Source organism: Ruegeria sp. H9 (assembly GCF_056532915.1).
Genome location: NZ_JBQFNX010000002.1, coordinates 42266 through 68527, shown reverse-complemented (window position 1 = coordinate 68527; position 26262 = coordinate 42266). Strand labels below are relative to the sequence as shown.

At 58.6% G+C, this 26262-nt stretch carries 30 protein-coding genes; 16 read left to right on the top strand and 14 right to left on the bottom strand.

All coding sequences use genetic code 11. From position 1 onward, the window contains the following. Positions 1–2: 2 nt before the first annotated feature. On the top strand, positions 3–665 hold the full coding sequence (locus tag ACR0CZ_RS08925) for a glutathione S-transferase family protein (RefSeq protein WP_170465498.1): 663 nt from the start codon (positions 3–5) through the stop codon (positions 663–665). Here the strand turns inward: ACR0CZ_RS08925 and ACR0CZ_RS08920 are convergent. Continuing rightward, positions 641–1036, bottom strand: coding sequence for a hypothetical protein (locus ACR0CZ_RS08920; RefSeq protein ID WP_170393540.1), 396 nt, complete (start codon positions 1034–1036; stop codon positions 641–643). The two genes, ACR0CZ_RS08925 and ACR0CZ_RS08920, sit on opposite strands and share 25 nt — an antisense overlap. A 141-nt stretch (positions 1037–1177) precedes the next feature. Between ACR0CZ_RS08920 and ACR0CZ_RS08915 the strand changes: the two genes are divergently transcribed. From ACR0CZ_RS08915 to ACR0CZ_RS08895, 5 genes are all read left to right on the top strand, one after another. Next, positions 1178–1816, top strand: coding sequence for a lysoplasmalogenase (locus tag ACR0CZ_RS08915; protein WP_170393542.1), 639 nt, complete (start codon positions 1178–1180; stop codon positions 1814–1816). Between the two features lie 58 nt (positions 1817–1874). Then, positions 1875–3014: a signal recognition particle-docking protein FtsY gene (gene ftsY / locus ACR0CZ_RS08910; protein WP_170393544.1), complete on the top strand. Its 1140-nt coding sequence runs from the start codon at positions 1875–1877 to the stop codon at positions 3012–3014. Positions 3015–3102: 88 nt separating this feature from the next. Beyond that, on the top strand, positions 3103–4005 hold the full coding sequence (locus ACR0CZ_RS08905) for a DMT family transporter (protein WP_170393546.1): 903 nt from the start codon (positions 3103–3105) through the stop codon (positions 4003–4005). A 16-nt stretch (positions 4006–4021) separates the two neighbouring features. Beyond that, the gene (locus tag ACR0CZ_RS08900; protein ID WP_170393548.1) at positions 4022–4627 is read left to right on the top strand and encodes an inner membrane-spanning protein YciB; all 606 of its coding nucleotides are present in this window, start codon (positions 4022–4024) and stop codon (positions 4625–4627) included. A 109-nt stretch (positions 4628–4736) separates the two neighbouring features. Then, entirely contained in the window at positions 4737–5405 is a 669-nt protein-coding gene (locus ACR0CZ_RS08895) for a Crp/Fnr family transcriptional regulator (protein ID WP_170393550.1), read from the top strand. Between the two features lie 229 nt (positions 5406–5634). Here ACR0CZ_RS08895 and ACR0CZ_RS08890 read toward each other — a convergent pair whose 3' ends face one another. The 6 genes from ACR0CZ_RS08890 to rpiA form a co-directional block, all read right to left on the bottom strand. Beyond that, entirely contained in the window at positions 5635–7077 is a 1443-nt protein-coding gene (locus ACR0CZ_RS08890; RefSeq protein ID WP_480503421.1) for a Do family serine endopeptidase, read from the bottom strand. A 179-nt stretch (positions 7078–7256) separates the two neighbouring features. After that, entirely contained in the window at positions 7257–7451 is a 195-nt protein-coding gene (locus tag ACR0CZ_RS08885; protein WP_170393554.1) for a DUF2065 domain-containing protein, read from the bottom strand. Next, positions 7451–8347, bottom strand: coding sequence for a protease modulator HflC (gene hflC, locus ACR0CZ_RS08880; RefSeq protein WP_170393556.1), 897 nt, complete (start codon positions 8345–8347; stop codon positions 7451–7453). The genes ACR0CZ_RS08885 and hflC overlap by 1 nt, the downstream gene beginning before the upstream one ends. After that, a complete protein-coding gene (gene hflK, locus ACR0CZ_RS08875) occupies positions 8347–9489 on the bottom strand; it encodes an FtsH protease activity modulator HflK (RefSeq protein ID WP_170393723.1) in 1143 nt (380 codons plus the stop codon). The genes hflC and hflK overlap by 1 nt, the downstream gene beginning before the upstream one ends. Before the next feature lie 72 nt (positions 9490–9561). Then, the gene (gene gor / locus ACR0CZ_RS08870; RefSeq protein ID WP_170393558.1) at positions 9562–10920 is read right to left on the bottom strand and encodes a glutathione-disulfide reductase; all 1359 of its coding nucleotides are present in this window, start codon (positions 10918–10920) and stop codon (positions 9562–9564) included. 129 nt (positions 10921–11049) lie between these two features. Continuing rightward, entirely contained in the window at positions 11050–11835 is a 786-nt protein-coding gene (rpiA, locus tag ACR0CZ_RS08865) for a ribose-5-phosphate isomerase RpiA (RefSeq protein ID WP_170393560.1), read from the bottom strand. 167 nt (positions 11836–12002) lie between these two features. On the opposite strand from rpiA, the gene ACR0CZ_RS08860 reads away from it, so the two are divergent. From ACR0CZ_RS08860 to ACR0CZ_RS08845, 4 genes are read left to right on the top strand one after another with little or no spacing between them, the layout of a single operon-like run. Then, a complete protein-coding gene (locus ACR0CZ_RS08860) occupies positions 12003–12704 on the top strand; it encodes a glutathione S-transferase family protein (RefSeq protein WP_170393562.1) in 702 nt (233 codons plus the stop codon). 1 nt (position 12705) lies between these two features. Then, the gene (locus ACR0CZ_RS08855) at positions 12706–14079 is read left to right on the top strand and encodes an L-serine ammonia-lyase (protein ID WP_170393564.1); all 1374 of its coding nucleotides are present in this window, start codon (positions 12706–12708) and stop codon (positions 14077–14079) included. Between the two features lie 27 nt (positions 14080–14106). Beyond that, entirely contained in the window at positions 14107–14523 is a 417-nt protein-coding gene (locus ACR0CZ_RS08850; RefSeq protein WP_170393566.1) for a GFA family protein, read from the top strand. A gap of 45 nt (positions 14524–14568) precedes the next feature. Then, the gene (locus ACR0CZ_RS08845) at positions 14569–15483 is read left to right on the top strand and encodes a DMT family transporter (protein WP_170393568.1); all 915 of its coding nucleotides are present in this window, start codon (positions 14569–14571) and stop codon (positions 15481–15483) included. Here the strand turns inward: ACR0CZ_RS08845 and ACR0CZ_RS08840 are convergent. After that, positions 15428–16135, bottom strand: coding sequence for a thiamine diphosphokinase (locus tag ACR0CZ_RS08840; protein WP_170393570.1), 708 nt, complete (start codon positions 16133–16135; stop codon positions 15428–15430). The genes ACR0CZ_RS08845 and ACR0CZ_RS08840 overlap by 56 nt on opposite strands. Positions 16136–16255: 120 nt before the next feature. Here ACR0CZ_RS08840 and ACR0CZ_RS08835 point away from each other — a divergent pair, with 120 nt between their 5' ends. After that, positions 16256–17944 carry a hypothetical protein gene (locus tag ACR0CZ_RS08835; RefSeq protein ID WP_170465529.1) on the top strand — a complete coding sequence of 563 codons (1689 nt, stop codon included), beginning with the start codon at positions 16256–16258 and terminating at the stop codon, positions 17942–17944. A gap of 98 nt (positions 17945–18042) precedes the next feature. On the opposite strand, the gene ACR0CZ_RS08830 is transcribed toward ACR0CZ_RS08835, so the two are convergent. The 6 genes from ACR0CZ_RS08830 to nthA form a co-directional block, all read right to left on the bottom strand. Continuing rightward, positions 18043–18750 carry a YfaZ family protein gene (locus tag ACR0CZ_RS08830; RefSeq protein ID WP_170404917.1) on the bottom strand — a complete coding sequence of 236 codons (708 nt, stop codon included), beginning with the start codon at positions 18748–18750 and terminating at the stop codon, positions 18043–18045. A gap of 79 nt (positions 18751–18829) precedes the next feature. After that, a complete protein-coding gene (locus ACR0CZ_RS08825) occupies positions 18830–19072 on the bottom strand; it encodes a DUF2842 domain-containing protein (protein WP_170731856.1) in 243 nt (80 codons plus the stop codon). Next, on the bottom strand, positions 19072–20364 hold the full coding sequence (locus ACR0CZ_RS08820) for an adenylosuccinate synthase (RefSeq protein ID WP_170393577.1): 1293 nt from the start codon (positions 20362–20364) through the stop codon (positions 19072–19074). The genes ACR0CZ_RS08825 and ACR0CZ_RS08820 overlap by 1 nt, the downstream gene beginning before the upstream one ends. 220 nt (positions 20365–20584) lie before the next feature. Then, a complete protein-coding gene (locus ACR0CZ_RS08815; RefSeq protein ID WP_170510675.1) occupies positions 20585–20914 on the bottom strand; it encodes a nitrile hydratase accessory protein in 330 nt (109 codons plus the stop codon). Then, entirely contained in the window at positions 20911–21588 is a 678-nt protein-coding gene (gene nthB / locus ACR0CZ_RS08810) for a nitrile hydratase subunit beta (protein ID WP_170731853.1), read from the bottom strand. Before nthB ends, ACR0CZ_RS08815 begins: the two co-directional genes overlap by 4 nt. Next, positions 21585–22199: a nitrile hydratase subunit alpha gene (gene nthA, locus ACR0CZ_RS08805; RefSeq protein ID WP_170511094.1), complete on the bottom strand. Its 615-nt coding sequence runs from the start codon at positions 22197–22199 to the stop codon at positions 21585–21587. The genes nthB and nthA overlap by 4 nt, the downstream gene beginning before the upstream one ends. Positions 22200–22350: 151 nt before the next feature. On the opposite strand from nthA, the gene secG reads away from it, so the two are divergent. The 5 genes from secG (at position 22351) to ACR0CZ_RS08780 (ending at position 26257) form a co-directional block, all read left to right on the top strand. Further along, positions 22351–22719, top strand: a complete 369-nt coding sequence (secG, locus tag ACR0CZ_RS08800) for a preprotein translocase subunit SecG (protein ID WP_010439184.1) — start codon at positions 22351–22353, stop codon at positions 22717–22719. Between the two features lie 159 nt (positions 22720–22878). Next, entirely contained in the window at positions 22879–24522 is a 1644-nt protein-coding gene (locus tag ACR0CZ_RS08795) for a CTP synthase (protein ID WP_170393584.1), read from the top strand. A gap of 102 nt (positions 24523–24624) precedes the next feature. Further along, positions 24625–25401 carry an isocitrate lyase/PEP mutase family protein gene (locus ACR0CZ_RS08790; protein ID WP_170393586.1) on the top strand — a complete coding sequence of 259 codons (777 nt, stop codon included), beginning with the start codon at positions 24625–24627 and terminating at the stop codon, positions 25399–25401. Positions 25402–25472: 71 nt separating this feature from the next. Next, entirely contained in the window at positions 25473–25766 is a 294-nt protein-coding gene (locus tag ACR0CZ_RS08785) for a DUF1330 domain-containing protein (protein WP_170393588.1), read from the top strand. 41 nt (positions 25767–25807) lie between these two features. Further along, positions 25808–26257, top strand: a complete 450-nt coding sequence (locus ACR0CZ_RS08780) for a tellurite resistance TerB family protein (RefSeq protein ID WP_170393590.1) — start codon at positions 25808–25810, stop codon at positions 26255–26257. The last annotated feature ends 5 nt before the right edge of the window (positions 26258–26262 follow it).

Below are 26262 nucleotides of genomic sequence, written 5' to 3'. Positions count from 1 at the left end.
CGATGCTGACGATCTGGGGCCGTAATACATCCTCGAACGTTCAGGCCCTAATGTGGTGCGTGGGTGAGCTTGGCCTAGAATACCAGCGTCACGATCTTGGCCATCGCTTCGGCGGACTGGACACTGCAGCGTTTCGGGCACTGAACCCAAACAAAACCATCCCCGTCCTGCAAGATGGCGACAACCCACCGCTTTGGGAAACCGGCGCCATCCTGCGATATCTGGCCACCCAATATGGCGATCAGGCATTCTGGCCTTCAGATCCTACCCGGCGCGCCACGATCGACAAATGGGCCGAATGGGCGAAACTCAACGTGGCGATGGCGTTTACCGTTCCGGTGTTCTGGCAAATTGTGCGAACACCCGTTGAACAGCAGGATCAAACAGCGATCCGTCGGGCTGTCAGCGATTTGGAAATCAAACTGGCAATCGCAGACAAGGAGCTGGACCAAAACACGTTCCTTGCGGGTGAGCATTTTACACTGGCGGATATACAGTTCGGCCACGTTCTTTACCGCTACTACGATATCGACATCGTCCGCGCACCGTTACCGCATTTGCGTCGATACTATGAACGGCTAACCGAAAGGCCCGCGTTTCAACATCACGTCATGCTGGACTATCAAGACCTGCGACCATTTCAGACCCCGACATCCGGTCCGTAGCACAACATCTCTTCGCCAATATCCTCGGCCTCGTACAACTCGGTCGCGGTCGGGTCGCCCTCAAATTGCGCGATCAAACCGCCCCCGGATTGCCAGAACACCCAGCATTGCGGCGCCAGTTGATCCTCATAGATGAAACAGATCTGATCTTCCTGCTCGTACCAAACTCCGTTCATGCAATTGCCATCCAGAAATGACCAGATGACTCGGCGGTCTGGCAGATACCGTTCGACCCCGTAGGCCTGCCCATCGAATCCGTAATACAAGGTTTTTCCACGTGTATACGCATCGAATTCAGACCCCGTCAGAGGCGACTGTGCCGCAACGGGCTGTGAGGCAAGGGTCAGCAGAATCAAGCAAATTCGGATCATGACCACACTGTGTCAGAAGCAGCCCACAAGTGCCATTCAACCTTTCCACATCGCGGCGATCGGCAAGATAACTCCACGTCACGCCTTGATGCACCGCCGAGATCATGGCGATGATTGCCTCAAAAACATCGGGGACGCACCATGACAACACTTCTTTTCTGGATTGCGGCGGCCTGCGCGCTGGCCTACCTGCCACTTACCGCGCGCCCGGCCAGCACCCTGCGTAGCATGCTGAAAACAGCATCGGTCGTGCTGCTGGCAGGCGTCGCCATACTGGCAAGCGTGCCATGGCTCCTGATCCTCGCCCTTACCTTCTGCGCGATAGGCGATGCCCTTTTGTCACGCGAAACCGACAGCACATTCATGGCAGGCATCGGTGCATTTGCTGCGGGGCATTTGGCCTATATCGCCTTATTTTTGACGAGCCCCAGCAGCAACCCTGAACTGATCTTCGACCACCCCGCGATCTTCTGGTCCCTGATCATCCTGGGCATCGTTATGGCCACGCTGCTCACCCCCCGCGCCGGAGACCTCAAAATCCCCGTCCTCGCTTATATTCCAATCATCCTGGGCATGGGCATCACCGTTCTTGCCCTTCCCGAAACTGGAGCCTTACGCTGGGCCCTTCCCGCCGCGATGGCCTTCATCGCCTCGGATCTGGCGCTTGCGACTGAAAAGTTCCTGCTACCTGCCAATCACCCGACCCTGAAGCTTACGCCCTATCTGGTCTGGCCGCTTTACTGGGCTGCCCAAGCCGGGTTTCTGATCGCCTTCACCTGACCCTTTGCAACTGCCTTCAATCCACATTAGGTGAGGGGAACACCTGCGGAGATCAAAAATGGCGTTTTTCTCAAAGCTCAAGGACAAGCTGTTCAAATCCTCATCGCGCCTCGAAGAGGGGCTGGATGCAATTGTCGAGGATGGCGGCGAGGAAACCCCAAATCCTGATCCGGTGATCCCCGAACCTGAGCCCGAACCGCAACCGGTTCCCGAAGTGCCGGAACCCACGCCCGCGCCCCAACCGGTCGAGCCTCCCGCTCCGATCCCGGCTGATCCCACACCGGCGCCTCCACCCCCAGAGGTTCCAGAATCCAAGGGTTTGATGGGTCGCCTGTTCGGCCGAAATGAATCCAAGACCGTTGTCCGCCGCACGCTGGATGACGACATGCTGGAGCAACTCGAAGAGCTTCTGATCGCCTCGGATATGGGCGTCGACACCGCCTTGCGCGTTACGTCCAACATGGCCGAGGGCCGCTTTGGTCGCAAACTCTCGACCCAGGAAATCAAACAGCTGCTGGCGCAGGAGGTTGCCCGCGTAATGGACCCCGTGGCCAAACCGATGCCAATCTACCCCAAGCGCCCACAAGTGGTGCTGGTCGTGGGCGTGAACGGCTCGGGCAAAACCACGACCATCGGCAAGCTCGCCAGCCAGTTCAAAGCCTCAGGCAAAAAGGTCGTCATCGCTGCCGGAGACACCTTCCGCGCCGCCGCTGTCGAGCAGCTGCAGGTCTGGGGCGACCGCGCGGGCGTGCCCGTGCTGACCGCCCCCGAAGGCTCCGATCCCGCCTCGCTGGCCTTCGATGCGCTGACCAAAGCGCAAAACGAAGGCGCTGATCTGCTGATGATCGACACAGCAGGCCGCCTGCAAAACCGCGCTGACCTGATGGAGGAACTGGCCAAGATCGTCCGCGTCATCCGCAAGGTCGACGACACCGCGCCGCACAACACGCTGCTGGTACTGGACGCCACCACCGGGCAAAACGCCCTCAGTCAGGTCGAAACCTTCCGCAAACTGGCCGATGTCTCGGGCCTCGTGATGACCAAACTGGACGGCACAGCCAAAGGCGGCGTGCTGGTCGCCCTCGCCGACAAGTTCGGCCTTCCGATCCACGCCATTGGTGTCGGTGAGCAAATCGACGACCTCGCCCCGTTTGATCCCGAAGAATTCGCCGCCGCCCTGACGGGCTTACAATCCTGATCCGCCCCTTCATCTGGCCGAAAATACCTTCGGGGGGCGTGGGGGGCAGACAGCCCCCCACTCTCTCCGCCCAAGCGAAAGCCCCGATTTGAGCGACTGGCTGATCTCCCTCGAAGGCACCGAAGCAGGCCACCAACTCGCCCTCGCGCTCGCGCTGATGGCGGCCTTCCTGCATGCGGTTTTCGGTGCACTGCAAAAAGGCCGCCACGACCCGTGGATGTCGCGCGGGGCGATCGATGCCTGCTACTGCCTTATGGCGATGCCATTCGCCTTCTTTATCGTGCCATGGCCCGAACCATACATGTGGCCGATCTTTGGCGTCGTTTGGCTGATCCATATCGGCTATAAGGTGCTGCAGGCGATGGCCTACACCAAAGGCTCCTATACCGTAGTCTATCCGGTCGTGCGCGGTACTGGCCCGCTCTTCACCGTGATCGGAGCCTATCTTTTGTTCGGTGAAACCTTCTCGGCCATCCAATGGCTTGGAGTCGCGACGCTTCTTGCGGGTATCTTCGGCCTTGCCGCCTATAACCTGCGCTACCTTGAGACCAATCGAGATACGCTGCAAATCGCGCTGGTGCTGGCGGTCGTCACGGGCCTCTTCGTGGCGCTCTATACGACCTATGATGCCTACGGTATCCGCGCTACGGCTGACCCGTTCACCTTCCTTGCGTGGTTCTTCATGATCGACGGGGCCGCGATGCCTATCTATGCTGCGCTCAGATACCGCGCAATGATCCACCGCCCTGCGCTTGGACCTCTGATGCTTCGCGGGTTCGCGGGCGGCATCATTGCGCCGATGTCCTTCGGTGCCATCATGCTCGCCACGCGACTGGACAAGGTCGGAGAGGCGGCGGTCCTGCGCGAAACCTCCACCGTTTTCGCAGCACTCATCGGCTGGCTGGTGCTGAAAGAAACTGTCGGCCCCAGACGCATTGCGTTGATGGCATTGATTGCACTCGGCGCAGTAATAGTTGAAATGGGCGGGTAAGCAGCAGGTTGGAATCATGGCAGAGAAAAAAGACATCAACCCATTCCTCAAACAGGTACTGGAACTTGGCCCCCCACTGGCCTTCTTCTTCATCTACCTGCGCCTGCGTGATGACAATTTCGTGATCGGCGGCACCGAGTATTCTGGGTTCATCGTCGCCACCATCCTGTTCGTGCCGCTGATGCTGGCTGCCATGGGCATCCTCTGGTACCTGACGGGCAAACTCAGCCGTATGCAGATTTTCACCGCATTCATGGTGATTTTCTTCGGCGGCCTCACCGCGTGGTTCAATGATGAGCGGTTTTTCAAGATGAAAACAACGCTGGTCTATGGCTTCTTTTCCGCCATCCTCGGGATCGGGCTTTTGCAGGGGAAATCCTACCTGGCATATGTTCTGGACGAGATGCTACCCATGCAGCACGAGGGCTGGATGATCCTCACCCGGCGTCTGTGTGCCTGTTTCGCAGTACTGGCCGCAGCCAATGAATTGGTCTGGCGCACGATGTCAACGGACCTATGGGTCAAGATCGAAACCTTCGGCTTTCCCATTGCCTTGATGGCGTTTCTGATGATGCAGTTCAACCTGCTACAAAGCTATATGGATGATCCCGACAAGCAATAACTGTTCTTGCCCAAGCGTAACAAGCTAACAAAATTTCTTGGCTTAAGCTTGAAGCTGTGAAAAGTTGGGTCACCACCCGCACCACTCAACCCCGGAGATCAGCGCCCGAATGATGGCATTTCCCAACAGTGGATTCCTGTCCGAAGCCTCTGAAGAGCTGCGCACCATGCTGGCAGCCCAGGCCACCGAAGTCACATTGGATCGGGGCGATGTCCTGTTCGAGCAGGACGATGAAGGCGATGCGCTCTATGCCATTCTTTCCGGTGCGCTCGAAGTGTCATTTCTTGCGTCGAGCGGGCGCAAGCTTTCTCTCAGCATGATGCGCCCAGGTGAGGTGTTCGGGGAAATCGCGTTGTTCGACAGCGGTCCCCGCACCGCAACCGTTACTGCAGCTGAGCCCTCCAAAGTCCTGCGCGTTCGCCAGAAAGACATGATGGCGCAGATCCGGGAACATCCTGACCTTGCGGTGGATCTGATCCGCTTGGCCGGTCTTCGCATGCGTTATATGGGCGCTCAATTGAACGAGCAGGTATTCCTGCCGATGCCGATCCGACTGGCGCGCAAGCTTTTGCACCTGGCAGGACAACAGGACAGCCCAACGGCACGTATCACGCTTTCGCAGAGCGAATTGGCCGAATTTGTCGGTGCGACGCGTGAGGCAGTGTCAAAGACCATTTCGACATGGAAACGCGACAATGTCGTCGAAGCTTCGCGCGGCGGGCTGCAGATCCACGACTTTGACGCGCTGCGGCAACTGGCCGAATCCGATTTAATCTAAATTTTCGGCACAGATGTGATCCGCTTCACATACGCAGCTTTAAGATTGCCCTAAGGTCAATCCCGTTACCGTAGGAGGTCGGTTTTATCATCCCCGATATCTGTCCACCGACCTCTCCCTGTACAGAGCCATATGCCTTCCCCGGCATATGGCTTTTTTCTTAACGAAGTATGAAAAAGGCCGGGAAAATATCCCGACCTTCTAATTTCGGATCTGTTCGCTGAGTTTATTATTCTAGGCTCAGCGCTACGAACCGGGGTTCCCCGCCCCGCCGCACCAGCAGCAACAGAGATTTGCGTCCTGCTTCACGCGCCTCATCCATCCGCGTCTCCAGATCAGTGATCGAAGTCACCTTCTGCTGCCCCGCCTCAGTGATAAGATCACCGGCGCGCAGACCCTTTTCAAAGGCTTCCGAGGATTCATCAACATTGGTCACCAACAATCCTTCGGCATCGGCATCCAGACCCAATTCCTCGCGCTGGCTATCCCCCAGCGGAGCGATGGTCAGGCCAAGAATATCCTTGTCTTCCTCAGTCGGCGTTTCGGCTTCCGGCTCTTCGCCGTTCTCGGCACGTTCGGCGTCTTCGCGGCGGCCCAGCGTCACCAGCACGGTCTGGGTGCCTCCATCACGGTGCACGACCACACGCACAGATTTGCCAACGGTGGTCTCTCCCACCTGCCGCACAAGGCCGCGTGTATCCTCGACCTCGACGCCATCAAAGCTGATGATCACGTCTCCGGCCAGCAGGCCCGCTTCTTTTGCCGGGCCGTCCGGTACATCGCTGATCAACGCACCTCCGGGTTTGTCCAGCCCCATCGCCTCGGCCATATCCTCGGTCACGTCCTGAATGCGCACGCCCAGCCAACCGCGGCGGGTCTCCCCGAACTCACGCAGTTGATCAACGACCTTGATCACCACGTTCGAAGCCATCGAGAAACCAATCCCGATCGAGCCGCCATTGGGCGACAGGATCGCAGTATTTACGCCGATCACCTCGCCATTCATGTTGAACAGCGGCCCACCCGAGTTGCCCCGGTTGATCGCAGCATCGGTCTGGATGTAGTCATCATATGACCCGCTCAGTGCCCGATTCCGGGCCGAGATAATCCCTGCTGACACCGAAAAGCCTTGCCCCAGCGGGTTCCCCATCGCGATCACCCAATCGCCCACGCGGGCAATGTCGCTGTCACCGAACTGCACGTATTTCAGCGGCCCTTCCGCCTCGACTTTCAGCAGCGCGATATCGGTCTTTTCGTCCCGGCCGATTACCTTGGCAACCAAATCTTTCGCGGGCTGGCCATCACCGGGAAAAAACTCGACCAATATCTCATCGGCTTCGGCAATCACGTGATTGTTGGTGACGATATAGCCGTCTTCCGAGATCACGAAGCCCGAGCCCAGCGCATTGCTGCGACGTGGACGATTTTCATTGTCCCCGCCATTGCGATCCTGAAACTCTCGGAAAAAGTCTTCGAATGGTGAGCCCTCTGGCACGATCCCTTGCGGGCCAGTCTGGCCTTCGATCAGCGTCGACGTGGTGATATTGACCACCGCAGGGCTAATCTGTTCAGCCAGCGGTGCCAGGCTGTCACCCCGCGCCTGCGCGGACACAGATTGAGCCAAAACCAGCAGCACCCCCACTAAGGTCAGCCACATCAGCCGCATCTTCATAACAAAATCGTCCCGTCGGACGGACACACTGCGCGCCTTAGCCTGCACTTGGGGTCTCCTTGTTGACTAATTCTCTATTGGCATCACCCGGATGCCCTTCTTTGCAACCAATGTAGTCAGTTTGTCCCGGCCCGCAACTCGGGATCGCGGGGAAATCACCAGTGCGTGAAACCATCGCATCAAAAACCGACCTGATATGCGCCCCACAGCAGCACCAGCCCACTGACCACACAAAGCAGCCCGACCAGCCGCCGCGCCTGTTCCGGCAACGCGCGCAGCGCCTCAAGCATGCGTTCAATAAGCGAAGGGGCCAGCGCATAGGCCAGCCCCTCGACAATCAGTACCAGCCCGAAGGCCAGAAGGATCATGCCCATCACTCAGCGGCCGCAGCTGCCGGTGCCCGACGCCCGGTCGGAGAAGCAAGGTAGTTGAAGAACTCCGAGTCCGGGCTAAGGATCAACGAGCTGTTGCTGCCTTGCAGAGCGTTCTCGTAAGCAGTGAGCGACCGGTAGAATTCAAAGAATTCCGGATCGGCACCATAGGCTTCGGCGAAGATCGCGTTGCGTTCGGCATCGGCCTCACCGCGAATGATCTCGGCCTCACGGTTGGCGTCGGAAACCAGTTCAACCACGGTCCGGTCGGCCTGCGCGCGCACACGCTGCGCGGCTTCGTTACCGCGAGCGCGTTCGTCGGTCGCTTCACGTTCACGTTCCGCCTTCATCCGGTCAAACGTCGCCTCAAGGTTGGCTTGCGGCAAATCGGTCGCCTTCAGACGCACGTCGATTACGTTCACGCCCAGCGCACGTGCCTGTGCAATCGCGCTGTTGCGGATACGCAGCATCAGCGCGGCACGATCCGAGCTGAGGATGTCACGGGACGAAACCGAACCCAGCACTTCGCGGGTTTCGGCGCGCAGGATGCGGTCCAGACGATCCTCGGCAACCGGGATACCGCCGACACCAACGGCCTGACGGAACTGTTCCAGATCAGAAATCCGGTAGCGTGCGAAGGCATCGACCACCAGACGACGATCGTCCAGAGGCGTCACTTCCAGCGGCTGAACGTCAATCGACAGGATACGGTCGTCATACCGCACCACTTCCTGAATCAGCGGGATTTTGAATGCCAGCCCCGGATCTTCCTTAACCGCAACAACGCGACCAAATTGCAGAACCAGAGCGCGTTCACGCTCGTCCACGATGAAGATCGAGGACAGAACACCGACTATCGCAAGAAAGATGATCGGCAGAATAAACGTTGTCTTACGCATCAGTTGCTCTCCCCTGCAGGGTTACGACGCAACTCGTTGAGCGGCAGATAAGGCACAACGCCCTGCCCCGATCCTGTCGAGTTTTCATCCAGAATGATCTTGTCCACATCACCCAGCACCTGCTCCATGCGTTCCAGATACAGACGTTTGCGGGTCACATCAGGTGCTTTGGAATATTCCTCCAAAACCGCGCTAAAGCGGCTGGCTTCACCCTGTGCACCGTTGATCTGCTGGGCACGATAAGCTTCAGCCTCTTCCAGTACCTGCGCGGCTTCACCACGCGCCTCAGCGAGAACGCGGTTGGCATAGGCGTCAGCGACGTTCTGCAACCGGTCACGCTCCTGCGCGGCGGCCTGAACGTCGCGGAACGCGGCAATCACGTCCTGCGGTGGGTCAGCCTTGTCAAAGTTCACACGAACGATGTTCACACCCGAATCGTAGCTGTCCATTGTCTCTTGGATCAGTTCCTGCAGGCGATCAGCAATGATACCGCGATCCCGGTTCAGGATCGGCGCAAGTTCGCTCTGCGCAATAATCTCACGCATCGCCGATTCAGACACGGCGCGGATCGTCTGGCGCGGATCACGCAGGTTGAACAGGAATTTCGCCGGGTCATTGATGTTCCAGACAACCTGATAATCGATATCAACCACATTCTCGTCGCCGGTCAGCATCAGACCATCGTCGCTGCCACGGGCACCGCCCATGTCTTCGTTCTGTTCGCGGGTCACCGGAATGACCTCGGCGGTTACAAACGGCCACGGGGCAAAATTCAGGCCCGGATTTCCCACAGCCGAGAATTCGCCCAGAAACAGTTCGACGGATTGTTCTTCCGGTTTGACGGTATAGAAGCTCGCCAAACCCCAAAGACCAGCCGCGACGAGCAGACCGATCGCAACGGTTCCCTTAGTAAACGCGGGGCCACCGCCGCCGCCCGAACCATTCGTACCACGGCCACCGCCGCCACGACCGCCCATCAGGACGCGCAGCTGTTCCTGGCCCTTTTTCATCAGCTCATCGATCTCGGGGATCTGCGGGCCGTCACCTTCGGGGGGCTTGCGCCCATCCCCGTTGTTACCCCGATTTCCTCCGCCTCCGGATGAGCCTCCGCCCCCCCAGGGGCCGCCGCTGTTGCCCGCCATATGTATCTTTTCCCTTGTGTTGGACCGTGTGATCACGGGTTCCCTTGTAACGTGTGTGCGCGCGCTTGCAAATCAAGCCGTGCGCACAGGTTGCCGCATTGTCACCAGTTCTTCGGCCATCACCGGATGAACTGCAACCGTACGGTCGAAATCTTCTTTGGTGGCACCCATCTTTACGGCAATTCCGGCAAGTTGGATCATCTCACCCGCGCCCGGCGCAACGATGTGACAGCCGAGTATTTTCCGCGTCTCTTGCGACACGATCAGCTTCATCAGCACGCGCTGTGTGCCTCCGGCAAACGCCTTCTGCATGGGCTTGAATGAGGTCGCATAAACCTCAATCGGTTCCTGTTCCGCAGCCGCTTCCTCGCTGAGGCCCACAGTACCCATTTCCGGCTGGGTAAAGATCGCGGTCGGGATCAGTTCGTGATCAACGGGCGTTGGGTTGCCTTTAAAGACGGTCTCGACAAAGGCCATGCCTTCGCGGATCGCCACAGGGGTCAGGTTCACCCGATCCGTTACATCGCCAATGGCAAAGATCGAGGGCACGCCGGTCTGGCTGTACTCATCCACGATGATCTCACCCTTGCGACCGCGCGCGACGCCCAAAGCCTCAAGCCCCAGATCATCCGCATTCGGCGCGCGACCCGTGGCATACATCACAACGTCGAATAGCTGCTCGGAGCCATTTGTGGCCTTCACCCAGATTTTGTCGCCTTGCTTTTTCATCTCAAGCACGTTGGTACCCAGATGCAGGTCGATCCCGTTCTGGCACATCTCTTCACTGATCAGCCCGCGCGCCTCATCATCAAAGCCCCGCAGAATCTGCGCCCCGCGATAGAACTGAGTCGTTTTGACCCCCATCCCATTCATGATCCCGGCAAATTCACAGGCGATATATCCACCGCCAACGATCAGCATGGATTCGGGCAGTTCCTCCAGGTGGAAAATCTCATTCGAGGTGATCGCAAGATCAGATCCGGGGAACTCGGGTACAACCGGACGACCGCCGGTTGCGACAAGAATATGCTTGGCTGTCTTGCGGGTACCATCAGCCAGTTCCACCGTATGCGGATCAACGACATGGGCGCGCTGGTCGAAACTCTCGACACCATTGTTCTTCAGGATATTGCGGTAGATACCTTCCAACCGATCGAGCTCTGCGTGCAGCTTAACTTTGAAAGTGTTCCAGTTGAACGCACCCGGCTGCATGTCCCAGCCATAAGCCTGCGCGTCCCCGACCGTATCCGCGAACTCGCTAGCGAAAACCATCAGCTTCTTGGGTACACAGCCACGGATCACGCAGGTTCCGCCGTAACGATCCTCTTCCGCCAGAGCCACCTTGGCGCCGTTTTCACCCGCCGCCACCCGTGCCGCGCGAACTCCGCCCGAGCCGCCTCCGATGACGAACAGATCATAGTCAAAGCTCATGTACGAGTTCCTTTTATTCCGCGTGGCCAAAATTCACTGGATATCTGGGCGCAAATCCTGAACTGCCAACCCCTGGCGCGGGAAATAATGATTTTTCTTCTGCAGTTTATCGCGCTACTTGCCTGATCTTTAGTCCGCCAGATCGGAAAACAGGTTGTCCCCACCGTCACCCAGCATATCGGTCAGGACTGTACCCTCATTGATATCACGCAATTCGACCCGGCCATCGCCATAACCAATGACAACCTTGTCGCAAATATCAATGAACAGCCCATTTTCGACCACACCAGGGATCTGATTCATTACCAGTGCCAATTGGCGGGCATTGCCGATCCGCTTGAGATGCAGGTCCAGAATGTGATTGCCCTCATCTGTAACCTTGGGCGCCTCACCGTTCATGCGCAAAGTGACCGAGGTGCCCAGCACATCCATTGTGTCCAGCGCTTCTTCAATCAGGGTGCGGGTGGTCTGCCAGCCGAACGGGATCACCTCAATCGGCAGAGGGAATGCGCCCAGCGTCTCAACCTCTTTGCCTGCATCCGCGATCACCACCATCTGATCGCTGGCTGTGGCCACAATCTTTTCCTGCAACAGCGCAGCACCACCGCCCTTGATCAGGTTGAACTCGCCATCAAACTCATCCGCGCCGTCGATTGTCAGGTCCAACCAGCCGGCCTGATCCAGCGAGACGACCTCGATCCCTTCTTCCCGCGCCAATTGCGCCGTCGCGGTCGATGTCGGAACGCCCTTGATTTTCAACCCTCCATCGCGCACCCGTTCACCCAGGCGGCGCACCAACCATGCGGCGGTCGAGCCTGTCCCCAATCCCACACGCATCCCGTCCTGAACAAGATCGGCGGCGCGACAGGCAGCAACGTATTTCGCTTTGTCGATGGGCGACAAGTCTCTGGTCATGGCAGCTTCCCCCAAGAATACTGCCAGACTTATACGGAATGCCCCGCGCAACTGCGAGAGGCAAAACACGCCATACCTGTGCTAACATGTCGCTGAAATACGCGTTTCCGATAGGAAACGTCGCAATCAGCCTCTATTGTGATCGCCAGACCCCCTAGATAGTCGCCATGGAATCGCCATACCGCCTGCACTACGCCCCCGACAACGCCTCGCTGGTGATCCGACTGGCGCTGGAAGAGATGGGCCTACCCTATGAGACCATACTGGTCGATCGCGCCCGTGATGCACAGAATAGTGCGGCGTATCGGGCGTTGAATCCGAACGGGCTGATCCCGGTGCTGGAGACGCCCCAGGGTCCGATCTTCGAGACCGCCGCAATCCTGCTGTGGCTGGCTGATACGCATGGGCAATTAGCCCCGACACAGGTCAGCCCTGATCGGGCGGCATTCCTGAAGTGGCTGTTCTTCGCCTCGAATACCCTGCATGCCGATCTGCGAATCCTGTTCTATGCCGAAAAATACATCGCGGCAGATCAAGCCGATACACTACGCTCCGGCATCCACCCGCGGCTGCGGCAGCACCTGAATCTGCTGGATGCTCAAGCCCAAAAAGCGCCCGACTGGTTCAGTGCTGATCACCCTTCAGTCCTGACGATATATGTCGCCTGCATGATGCGCTGGATGGCGCTTTATCCCGCTAAGGCGGACCGCAGCTGGTATCAACTCGCCGACACGCCTTATCTGCAAAAAATCCTGATGCAGCTAGAATCAAACCCGTCGACCCGCGCAGCTATTGCCGCCGAGGGGCTGGGGGTCACTCCCTTCACCTCGCCGACCTACGCCAACCCTCCAGAAGGCTCAGCTACCTGATATGTTTCTCTCTGTCTTCGATATGTTCAAGGTGGGCATCGGCCCATCTTCTTCCCACACCATGGGTCCGATGGTGGCCGCCGCACGATTCCTTGACCTGATGCGCGCCTCACCGTTCGAGTTTTCGGGCCTGCGCGGCTCGTTGCACGGCTCGCTGGCCTTTACCGGCGTCGGCCACGCCACCGACCGCGCTACCATTCTGGGCCTCGCCGGGTTTGTGCCTGACACCTATGACAACGACAAGGCCGAAGCCACACTGGCAGCTATCGCAGAATCCCATACGGTGACACCCGAAGGCCTGCCGACGCTGAGCTTTGATCCCAAAGCCGATCTGATCTTCGACTACGACAACAATCTGCCCGGTCATGCCAATGGTATGATCCTGATGGCCACTGACGCACAAGGCGATGTCATCCTGCGTCAGGTCTACTACTCCATCGGTGGAGGATTTGTTCTTACGGAAGAGGAATTGGCCGAAGGCAAGGCAACTGACGAAGGTGCGCCTGTGCCCTTCCCGTTCAAATCCGCCGCCGAAATGCTGCAAATGGCCAAAGACAACGGTAAAAGCATCGCTCAGATGAAGCGCGAAAATGAGATCGCGCGCGGTTGCGCGGATAGCTTTGCCAAAGGCACCGCGCGTCTTTGGCAGGTCATGAATGACTGCATCGAGCGTGGGCTAAAAACGGATGGCATCCTGCCCGGTGGTCTCAGCGTGCGCCGCCGCGCCAAAGGCATTCACGATGCCCTGCTGGCGGAACGCGGCATGAACCTGAATGCCCCGCATACGATCAACGACTGGATGAGCGTCTACGCCATGGCCGTGAACGAGGAAAACGCAGCCGGTGGGCAAGTTGTCACCGCCCCCACAAATGGCGCGGCAGGCGTGCTGCCATCAGTTCTGCGCTATTACCTCGATCACGTGCCCGGCGCGTCCGAAAGCCATATCGAGGATTTCCTGCTGACCGCCGCCGCCATCGGTGGTCTGGTCAAGTTCAACGCTTCGATCTCGGGCGCTGAAGCGGGCTGTCAGGCCGAGGTTGGCAGCGCGTCAGCCATGGCTGCGGCAGGCATGTGCGCCGTGATGGGCGGTACGCCTGAGCAGGTTGAGAACGCCGCCGAGATCGCGTTGGAACATCACCTTGGCATGACCTGCGATCCGGTTGCGGGTCTTGTGCAGGTGCCTTGTATCGAGCGCAACGGCCTGGGTGCGATCAAGGCCGTCTCAGCCGCATCGCTGGCGCTTCGCGGCGACGGCAAGCACTTTATGCCATTGGACGCAGCCATTGAAACGATGCGTCAGACCGGCGAGGATATGCACGAGAAATACAAGGAAACATCTTTGGGCGGGTTGGCCGTCAACGTGCCGAACTGCTGATCTGACAGCAAGAACAAGTGGGGTGACATGCACGGACATTGCCTGTGCGGCAAGATTGGATACGAGGTTGACCCTCCGGTTCTGTCCTGTGTCACCTGCCATTGCGACAGCTGCCGTCGCCAATGCGCCGCTCCGATGACCACCTATTTCGGCGTGCGCGATGGCAATTGGCGCTGGACCGGGGAAGAACCGAAACGCTTCAACTCCTCCCCCGGGGTCGAGCGCAGCTTTTGTCCCCATTGCGGCACACCGATATCCTTCCGGTCGATGGTGATGTCGGATGTGATGCATCTCTACGTCGCAACACTGGAAAATCCCGAAGTACTCAGCCCGACCTTGCATGTCGCGCACGAGGAAAAGCTTAGCTGGCTGCAGCTTGGTGACGGCCTGCCCACCTGCATCGGCCCGGATTACACCAAAGTCCAACCCCTGCCCGACGCCTGAGATCAGTGCTTCCCCCTCTGCCGCGAAACCGCTAGCGTCGCGCACATGACTCAGGATCGCCCCGTTCTCGGCATCATATTGATGCTCGGTTTTTGCGTGCTCGCACCGCTGGGTGACGGGATGGCAAAGCTGTTGGGTGAAACCACAGCTTTGGGACTGCTGGTACTGGTGCGGTTTGCTGTTCAGGCGATGATCTTGATCCCACTGATCGCGATGACCGGCAAGCCATGGAAGATGACGCCGCGCGTTTTGCGCCTGACGATGATCCGCACCCTTCTGCACATCATTGGGATCGCTGCGATGTTCACAGCGCTGCAATATATGCCGCTGGCCGATACCGTGGCCATCGCCTTTGTAATGCCCTTCATCATGCTGCTTTTGGGCAAATACGTTCTGGGCGAACAGGTCGGCCCCCGACGTCTGGTCGCCTGTGTCGTGGGATTCATCGGCACCTTGCTGGTCATCCAACCCAGCTTTGCAGAGGTCGGCGCGCCCGCCTTGCTGCCCCTGATCGTGGCGGTGGTCTTCGCCCTGTTCATGCTGGTTACGCGGCAGATCGCCAAGGAAACAGACCCGGTTGCGCTGCAGGCTGTATCGGGGGCCATGGCAACCGCCTTTTTGCTGCCGATTGTCCTGCTGGGTTCCAAGATCGGCCTGCCAGCAATGTCCCTGACGATGCCCACGGGCGAGACGCTCTGGCTGCTACTGGGGATCGGTGTGCTGGGCACCGTGGCGCATCTGCTGATGACATGGTCTCTGCGCTATGCGCCGTCTGCGACTTTGGCCCCGATGCAATATCTAGAGATTCCGGTCGCCACCCTGATTGGCTGGCTGATCTTCCACGATCTGCCAAACGGGCTGGCCGCGCTAGGCATCGGCATCACAATCGCGGCTGGGCTCTACGTTATCCTGCACGAGCGGGCCAACGCTCGGTCCGGCCCGACTGAAACGCCTGCATGACCTGATCCAACGCCGCGCGCGGCAGGATCGTCAGCAACCCGGGTCCATCGACCTCAAGCGTTAGCGCTCCTAGCGCTCGGTTTGAGGTTCCGACCTGCCCGTCCGGTTCTAGCACCAGATCATCAATCGGCCATTCCAGCCCCTCGCTGCGACCGGTCACCCGCCGCAGCGGAAACAATGAAACCGTGTCTCCTGCTGTGAGCTCCAGACTGATCCTGGGTGGCGCATGAAAGACAATTTCTCGTGCGCCCAACAGGACACAAGGCCGATCCTGCAACCGAACCAGAGTATTGAACGCCGCCAACTGATGATCCACCCGCGCGCCCAGAAATCCTGCTGCCAGCACCACAGGCGCATCCATATTGCGCAGCGCCTTGTCAAAATCGGTGCTGTTCTGCTCGGATATCCGGAACAACCGATCCTTGGGAATCCGGGCCCGATATTCTGCCGTAATCGAGTCCAAATCGCCGATCACTGCGTCCGGCATCCGTCCCGAATCAATCAACGCAGCCGCACCGCCATCCGCCGCAACGGCAGAATTGACGCGATTTAGCACCAGATTCACATCCTCTGAACAGATTTCGCCCCCACCAAACAGCCCGATTGGCCCGCCAGAGCGAACAATTGCCCCATTTTCCACAAGATTGACCATATTTTCCAGTTTTGGACATAATGAAACCACAAAATGATAGCTTCATGGCTAGAGTTTCGAGTCGGTTGCCCCTGCTGTGTCTGGTAGTCGACCTGGTAGTTTGTAAAGGACATGCGTCTGATGGTACAGAACAACAAGGTACTCACCGTTTCATACGGCACCTTCTCGTGCACCCTCGAAGGCTTTGACGATTCATTTGAAACAATGAAGGCGATCGCCGAGTATTTCCGGGACCTTGCAGCGGATGACCGATACTTCGGATCGGAACCTCCTCAGCCTGACGCCGAGATGCTGACCCGGATCGCACAGCGGGACGCCGCACAGAAGGTTGAAGCCAGCCAGAACGAGACCGGCCTGTTGCTGCGCGCAACGGAAGCCGCCCCGGTTGCAGCACCAACCCCCGCTGCAATTGCGCCAGCCACAACACCTGAACCTGTTCTGCCTGTCGCGGATGTTGTTCCCCCTGCTCCGTCTGCTCCGCAATCCGAAGATGCCCCCGCCGCTGACAGTATCGCAGCCAAGCTGCAGCGAATCCGGGCTGTTGTTTCGCATTCCGATGCTGCCCCTGCCGGATACTCTGAAGACGAAGACGTCAGCTATCTGCAGCCCGTGAAGCCAAAGGTCGATGCAATCTCTGCCGCTTTTGAGTCCGGCGCGCTGAGCCCGGCCGATCTGGAAGACACTGCTACGGACGACGCTCCGGCAACGGCCCCGCAGGTCGAACAGCCTGCCGAACCCGAGCAAATGGCAACGATCGCTGAGCTGCCCGTTCAGGACGAAGAACCTATCGCACCTGCCACCAACGAGCAGGACGAAGTCGAAGCAGCCCCGATCATCTCACCGGCGATCACTGCCGAACTTGAAGACGAGGACGAAGCGCCCGAACAGCCGTCGGCCGATGTCACGGACAAGGACGTGTTGTTCTCGGACCTCGACGACGAATCTGAAACTGAAGACGAAGGCCCGTCAAACATCCTGAATGGCCAGGACGACACCGACGAAGACGACACCGACGAAGATGAAACATCACCGGATCTTACCGGCCTCAGCCATGGCGTCATCTCGGCCGAGGATGAGGCGCTGCTGCTTGACGAAATGGCGCTGGTAGAAACCGAGCTGGCGGCAAACACGACGGCTGAGCTGCCCGATATGACGGGTCTGGATCAGGACGTCTCGCGCCTGATGGACGAAGCGGGCGCCCATATGGATGATCCTGCCACCAGCGGCCAGCGCGAAACATATTCTCACCTGCGCACTGCCGTTGCTGCAACCGAAGCAGACCGCGAAGATGGCGCAGACAAATCTCAGACCCCCGAGGATGATTATCGCGGTGATCTGGCCTCGGTCGTCAATCCACGCCGACCCGAGATCGAGGTCACCAGTGAACGCCCCACCCCGGATGCTGCCGCACCATTGAAACTGGTGGCTGAACAGCGGGTGGATACCGAAACGGCTGACACCGGCCCGGTGACACCGCGCCGTGTCACCTCGGCGGACGAGGAATCTGCAGATGAAGAAGGTGGTTTTGCAGCCTTTGCGCAAGAACAGGGTGCCCAATCACTACTCGACCTGCTGGAAGCTGCCGCGGCTTATCTGTCCTTCATCGAAGGTCAGGAGCAGTTCTCGCGTCCACAGCTGATGAACAAAGTTCGCTCGCTCAAGCAGGACTCGTTCAACCGCGAAGAAAGCTTGCGCTCATTCGGTCAGTTGCTGCGGGACGGCAAAATCGAAAAGGCCGGAGGTGGCCGTTTTGCCGCCTCAACCCAAATCGGGTTCCGCCCGAACGACGACGAGCGTGCCGCTGGCTGACACCAAGATCCCCCAATTCCCCCTCAAGACAAAATTGGGCCAGAGGAAACTCTGGCCCTTTTTCGTTCCGTGGCTGGCAGCCAAAAAGCCAGTCAAGTTCAGAAGTTGAACGCCAGCGCCACGTAAGGGCCGGTCAGGATCAGATCAATCACATCGCGCCCGTCTTCAAACTCAACATCCAGATGGCGATACCCGCCCGCAACGTTGATATTCTCACGCCACTTCCAACTAGCCTGCACCAGCGCTTCCCACTGGAATTCCGAGCCATAACCGAAGCCGCCGATATTGCCCATCGCTGTGAGGCTCCAGCGGTCATTCAGCGCGTAGTTATAGCGTGCGCCGATCAACGGGTCGGTCCAGCTTTGATCTGTGCTGAAGGTGCGATCCAGCACGGTGGTCGAAACATCCAGGTCCCAATGGCGCAGCCCGGCCAACGCTTCCAACCGTGACCGATCATCCTGATAGACCGCATAGCTGGCCGCCAGTGAGACCATCGTGCCTTCAAGATCCCAACTGGCTGCATCGTCAAACCGACCGACCGAGACATCGTCACCCAAATTGAGATAATTGAATTCACCACCAATGGTCCAACGCCCATTTCGGGCCTGACCAGCGATCAGGAACGCACCCTTCAGAATGTCGAAGATCGAGGTATCCCCGTTCACCGGCGGGTTTGGTCCCACGTCCAGTGAGGTTCTGAATTCCGGCCCCCAGAAATAAGGCGCAATGGTATAGCGCCAATCATCGGCCTGAGCGCTGCTCGCGATACATGTTGTGGTAACCGCCGCTAATACCCGGTTTTTCATGCCCTATCTGCCTCTGGTTGCCGCGAAAGAAAGTCGCAAACATCGTGCCACGCAGAAGACACCAAGACAATCGGGCGGCTTAGCTTTGATCTTGATCCGGGTCCTCTTTGCCCACCCCGCGGAAGACAAATTTGAACGGCAACGCCCAGACAATGCCAAGCGCGACATATACCAGAAGTTCCAGCCAGATCGGCGGGCGATCCAGCCAGTTCACGATTGTCACAACCGCAACGATATAGATGGGGAGCCCGATCAGCAGCAGCACCAATGACCACCGCCGACGTGCCTTATAGCTGAGGCCGGGTTTGTCGTTTCTGCTCATCAATCTGCAAACGGGTCGGTCACCAGAATGGTGTCCTCCCGCTCCGGGCTGGTGGACAAAAGGGCGACCGGACATTCGATCAATTCCTCGACGCGGCGCACGTATTTGATCGCGTTCGCAGGCAAGTCTGCCCAACTGCGCGCGCCTTCGGTGGATTCGCTCCAGCCCGGCATCTCTTCGTAAATCGGCGTGCAACGTGCTTGCTGGTCGGCGGCGGTCGGCAGATAGTCCAGACGATCGCCATCCAGCTCATACCCGACACAAATTTTCAGCGTCTCGAACCCGTCCAATACATCCAGTTTGGTCAGGGAGATGCCGTTCACGCCGCTGGTCGCGCAGGTTTGGCGTACCAGACAGGCATCGAACCAACCACAACGGCGTTTGCGCCCCGTCGTGGTACCGAACTCATGCCCCCGTTCGCCCAGGCGTTGGCCATCTTCGTCGTCTAATTCGGTTGGGAAAGGCCCCTCGCCCACGCGGGTCGTGTACGCCTTGACGATGCCCAAAACGAAGTCGATCGAACCCGGCCCAATCCCAACGCCTGTCGAGGCCTGGCCCGCAATTACATTCGACGATGTCACAAACGGATAGGTCCCGAAATCGATATCCAGCAGCGCACCCTGTGCGCCTTCGAACAGGATTCGCTTGCCTGCCTTGCGCTTCTCGTTCAGCACCTTCCACACCGGTGCTGCGAAAGGCAAAATCTGCGGCGCGATCTCTTTCAACTGCGCAATCAACGCGTCACGATCAATAGGTTCCAACCCCAGCCCATTGCGCAGCGCATTGTGATGGACCAGAGCCCGATCGACCCGCAGCGCCAGCGTCGCATCATCAGCCAGATCAGCCACCCGGATTACACGCCGACCAACCTTGTCTTCATAGCATGGACCGATCCCGCGACCGGTCGTGCCGATCTTGGCCACCGAGTTCTGGCTTTCGCGCGCACGATCCAGCTCGCCATGGAACGGTAGGATCAGCGGGGTATTCTCGGCAATCATCAGCGTCTCGGGCGTGATATCGACACCCTGCGCGCGGATGGTACCGATCTCTTTGATCAGGTGCCAAGGGTCCAGAACGACCCCATTACCGATCACGCTCAGCTTTCCACCGCGTACCACGCCCGAAGGTAGCGCATGCAGTTTGTAAACCTCACCCTCAATGACCAGCGTGTGCCCGGCATTATGTCCACCCTGAAAACGCGCGATCACATCCGCTCGCTCACTGAGCCAGTCGACGATCTTGCCTTTTCCTTCGTCGCCCCACTGGGCGCCGACAACAACCACGTTGGCCATATCCGGTCCTTTTGCGCTGAATATTCAAACCCGGCTCATATAGCCGGGCACAGACGGCAGGGAAACCGATATTTCGCCGCAGATACAAATCGTGCCGCTCGCGATGCCTCCGGTGGAGGTGATTTTGGCCAGATGAAGAGCGGATCCCCTGCTTCATCTGGCCAAAAGTACCTCGGGGGAGTCGCCCGGACGGGCGGCGGGGGCAGCGCCCCCTCTGCTTTTAGCGCAATTGTACGGGATGACCGTGGGGTGTTGTCAGGTAAGCCTCTTCCCATGCATTGCGAAGATCCTGGACATCATCAGTGGGCGCTTCCCCCTGCTCAGCCAGCAGCGCCTCCAAGGTCTCCAACCAAGCGTGAAAGTAATCGTCCCCACCATCCAGATCTTTTTTGAGGCCGTTCCGTTTCAAAGTATTGGAAAACCGTTCCGCCCAGTCCGGCCAATCAAACCGGCCCGCTTCGTTCAAGGCCACTGTGACCGCAAAAACCTGCGCGTGCCAGGGCTCGGCAAAAATCGGCTCGGGGGCTGAGTGAGTGATACAATCGCTCATGCGGGCTCCAAATAAGACTGCCAGAGGTCCAGCACGACTTCATCCGCCGGGTGCTCAGGGTTTGCCCAAAGTTCTGAGGCGGGAAACACGACCGCGTAGAGCGGCTCAGGGGCTTCACCCAACCCATGGGCGTTGGAATCCGGCAGGACATGAGTGCCATGCAGCCTGAGGATGCGACCCGTTGCACCCGCGGCATAGATCGGCAACCGGGTGTGGCCGCCATCAACCAGTCGATTGGCGCTCTGGCCCAATGCTCGGACTGCTTGTCCGGCTTGAAACCGAACTTCGACGTTCGACGGGCGATCTGCGGGTCCACCTTTGGCCAAAGCGCCTGCGACGGCGTCAGCCTTCAGGGTACGCTCAGTCAGAGGATGAACACCATCCCCGTCAACACCGCGCAAATCATCAAGCGTCAGGACACCCTTTTCGACCAGAAGATCAGCCAGACCAGACATCCATTTCTCATAGTAAGAAAACCGCGCGTAGTCCGTAGGAGACAGTTTTTCACGCGCGTGGCGTGAAACATCGATGTTCCATTGCCCCAGAAACCCCGCAGCGAGCGTTACCGCCAGCGCCCTACCGTGCCAGTCTTCGGCAAACACCGGCGCGTCTTCGGGTTCCGGGTTCACCGGACCATCACCAAAGCGCCCTCCCATATCATGTACGCGCGTCATGACGGCACCTTGGGTAGCCCAGTGCCGATCATGCTGTCGCGGGTGACCAGCGCCGCCAATTCGTCCGCGTTCAATCCTTCTGTGCCCTCTGGGCGCATCGGCAGGACGAGGTAACGAATTTCGGCCGTCGAATCCCAGACGCGAACCGATGTACCTTCGGGCAAGGTAACACCAAACTCAGACAGGACCTTGCGCGGCTCTCGCACGGCGCGGGCGCGGTAGGCGTCAGATTTGTACCAGCCGGGTGGAATTCCTAGCAGCGGCCACGGGTAACAGCTGCACAAGGTGCAGACGACCATGTTGTGCTGTTCAGGCGTGTTCTCGACGACCACCATATGCTCACCCTGACGACCGTAATAGCCCAGATCCGCCACGACTGATGTGGCGTCTGCCAGCAGTGAGGCTTTGAAATCGGGATCACTCCAAGCCTTTGCAACAACATGCGCGCCGTTCTGTGGCCCTATCTTGTTCTGATAAGTATCGATGATTTCATCCAGCGCTGCAGGATCAATCAGACCCTTGCGGGTCAGAATCGTCTCAAGCGCTTTGACGCGCAGCGCGGGTTCGGGAGGCAACAGGGCGTGCGGGTGGTCGTGATCATCATGTGGCATGAGGCGCAGCCTGCGCGACAGCACAGCGCTCTGTCCAGTCTCTTTGGTGTGATATGAAACATCACCGCACGTGATGCCAACTCGTGACTTGCCCCCGCTGGCAAACTTGCATAAGTACCACGCGATACACGCCACGCTGTACAGGACCACCATGGAAAACGTCGTTCTCATCATCCACCTTCTTCTGGCCTTGGGCCTGATTGTCGTTGTGCTGATGCAACGTTCCGAAGGCGGCGGCCTTGGGATGGGTGGCGGTGGCGGCGGGGCCATGACGGGCCGCGCGGCAGCAACGGCGTTGGGCAAGCTGACATGGATCCTGGCCGCGTGCTTTATCGTCACCTCGATCACGCTGACGATTCTGGCGGCCCAGAAATCTTCTGGCAGCTCGGTGATTGACCGTTTGGGCGTGCCTGCCCCGGCCCCGGCTGAGGAAAGCGCTCCGGCAGTCCCATCGGCAGATGAATTGTTGCCGCCGGCGCAAGGCGACAATGCTCCGCTGATCCCGCAGGCGGCCGACTAAGCCACAAAACCTAGAAAATCATAAGGGAACTGCAACAGCATCTTGCGGTTCTCTTGCGCTATGTGCGCGAATCCTTTATACGTGAAGTCCCGTGATGCAGCGGTTTTTTCGAACCGCCGGGCAGCTAATAATGACGTCTCACGGGAGCAGCCGAAAAACATGGCGCGTTTTATTTTCATCACTGGTGGTGTGGTTTCGTCCTTGGGCAAAGGACTGGCTTCGGCGGCGTTGGGATCGCTGTTGCAGGCCCGGGGATATTCGGTGCGTCTGCGCAAGCTGGACCCCTATCTAAACGTCGATCCGGGCACCATGTCGCCCTTCGAACATGGCGAAGTATTCGTCACCGATGACGGCGCTGAAACCGATCTGGACCTTGGCCATTACGAACGCTTCACCGGTGTGGCGGCACGTAAGACCGACTCGGTAAGCTCGGGGCGGATTTATTCCAATGTGCTGGAGAAAGAGCGCCGTGGAGATTACCTCGGCAAAACCATTCAGGTGATCCCGCACGTCACGAATGAGATCAAGGATTTCATCGCGATTGGCGAGGATGAAGTTGATTTCATGCTCTGTGAAATCGGCGGCACCGTAGGTGATATTGAGGGCCTGCCCTTCTTTGAAGCGATCCGCCAGTTCAGTCAGGACAAGCCGCGCGGTCAGTGTATCTTCATGCACCTGACGTTGCTGCCCTATATCAAAGCCTCGGGCGAGTTGAAAACCAAGCCAACCCAGCATTCGGTGAAAGAGTTGCGCTCGATCGGTCTAGCCCCCGACATTCTGGTCTGCCGGTCCGAGGGACCGATTCCAACCAAAGAACGCGAAAAGCTGGCCCTTTTCTGCAATGTCCGCCCTGACAGCGTGATTGCCGCACAAGACCTCAGCACCATCTACGACGCCCCGCTGGCCTATCACCGTGAAGGTCTGGATCAGGCGGTTCTGGACGCATTCCAGATCAGCCCGGCCCCCAAGCCCGATCTGGCCAAATGGGAAGACGTCAGCGACCGCATTCACAACGCCGAAGGCGAAGTGAAAGTAGCCATCGTCGGCAAATACACCCAGCTTGAAGATGCCTATAAGTCAATTGCCGAGGCCCTGACCCATGGCGGCATGGCCAACCGCGTCCGCGTCAAGATCGAGTGGGTCGATGCCGAGGTGTTTGACAACGAAGACGCCGCACCTCATCTGGAAGGCTTCCACGCCATCCTGGTCCCCGGCGGCTTTGGCGAGCGTGGGACAGAAGGCAAGATCAAGGCCGCTCAATATGCGCGTGAACACAAAGTGCCCTATCTGGGCATCTGTCTGGGCATGCAGATGGCCGTGATCGAAGCCGCACGCAACGCGGCGGGAATCACCGAAGCCGGGTCCGAAGAATTCGACCATGAAGCCGGGAAAAAGCGTTTTGAACCCGTTGTTTACCACCTGAAAGAATGGGTGCAGGGCAACCACAAGGTCGAACGCAAAGTCGGAGACGACAAGGGCGGCACCATGCGTTTGGGCGCCTATGATGCGGTTCTGGCCGAAGGCTCGAAGGTCGCGGAAGTCTATGGCGGCACCCAGATTGAGGAACGCCACCGTCACCGCTACGAGGTCGACATCAAGTACCGCGACAAACTGGAAAAGGCAGGCTTGAATTTCTCGGGCATGTCGCCAGATGGGCGTTTGCCGGAAATCGTCGAATGGTCGGATCACCCATGGTTTATTGGTGTTCAGTATCACCCGGAACTGAAATCCAAACCCTTCGACCCGCACCCCCTGTTCCGCGAATTCGTGCGCGCCGCGAAAGACACCTCGCGTCTGGTCTGATCACGGGCTGATAACAGATTTGTACCAGTCGGCGCGAAATATCTTTACGCGCCGGCGGTTTGCACGGTTAACTGCCGCCATAGCAGCGACAGGAGACCGGCCATGACCGATCAGATTACCCAAGCAGAAACATTTGCCGCCCTGCACAAGAAGGGTGATCCGGTCATCCTCTATAACATTTGGGACCCCGGCAGCGCCGTCGCTGTACGCGATGCAGGGGCCAAAGCGCTGGCAACTGGCAGTGCTCCGGTCGCGATGGCGCAGGGGTTTTCGGACGGCCAGAACATCCCGTTTGAGTTGGCGTTAGACAACGCTCGCCGCATTGTCGAGGCGGTTGATATACCGGTCACCATGGACCTCGAAGGCGCTTATGCCGAGGATACTTTTGGCATATCGGCCAATGTCAAACGCGCGCTGGAAACCGGAGTAATCGGCTTTAACTTCGAAGATCAGGTCGTTGGAACTAAAGATCTTTATGACATCGAAACACAGGCAGCGCGTGTCGCTGCGATGCGCGAAAGCTGTGACGTGGCCGGTGTTCCCGCCTTCATCAACGCCCGCACTGACATCTTCCTCAAAGCCGCTCCGGACACGCATGATCAAGCGATGCTGGATGACGCCATGGCCCGCGCGGCAGCCTACGCCGATGCCGGAGCCAGCGGGTTCTTCGCGCCGGGCCTGAAAGACGAATCCATGATCGGCCAGCTTTGCGCGGCCACCGACTTGCCGGTCAACATCATTGCCCTGCCCGGCACGCCTGACACGCCGACGCTGGCGAAACTCGGCGTGGCCCGGATCAGCTATGGCCCGGTTCCCTATCGGCAAATGACCGCTTGGTTACAGGATTCAGCACGCGCCGCGTTGCAATCCGGTGGATGATCCACTTTTAGGGGATTGCATTTCAACCTGTTCCTCCGCACCTTGCATCCGATACCAGCGGAGGACACCTTGTGGCCAAAGGATACTGGGTTGCCCATGTCGATGTAGACGACATTGAAACCTACAAATCTTACATTGCTGCCAATGCGGCCCCATTCGCCGATTACGGGGCCAAGTTTCTTGTACGCGGCGGCGAGAGGAGCGAGCCCGAAGGCAAGGCTCGCGCCCGCACCGTTGTCATAGAATTTCCCAGCTATGAACAGGCGCTGGCCTGCTATGAAAGCGATGCCTATCAAGCCGCCAAGGCCTTGCGCGATCCGGTTTCGACCGGCGATCTTGTGATTATTCAGGGCTATGAGGGCTAGCACCGCTTGGCGCGCCTCGAATTACGGAATATCCTGCCGATATGTTGAAAAAATTCTTCCAGGCTTTTCGGCCGCCGCAACATGACAAACTGCCCGATCCTGATGCCGAACTGGCCCTGGGGGCATTGCTGGTACGTGTCGCGCAGGCCGACCGCGACTATAAGCTGGAAGAGATCAGCCTGATCGACCGCATTCTTGCGCGACTTTACCAGCACAATGCGATCGAGGCCGCCAAGGTCCGCGCCACCTGCGAAAAATTGCACGCAGCTGCTCCGGAAACAGATACATTCGGCAAACTGATCCGCGAAACCACCGATCTTCAGGAACGCTTGGCCGCGCTTGACGCCCTGTGGGAGGTCGTGCTGGCCGATGGCAACTCGGACGAGGGCGAGGTCAAGATCGTCGAAGAAGCCCGCATTGCCATGGGCCTCAGCTTCAACGACAGCAAAGCGGCACGCGAGCGGATACAAAGCCGCTTGGAAGCGACCTAGGCTAT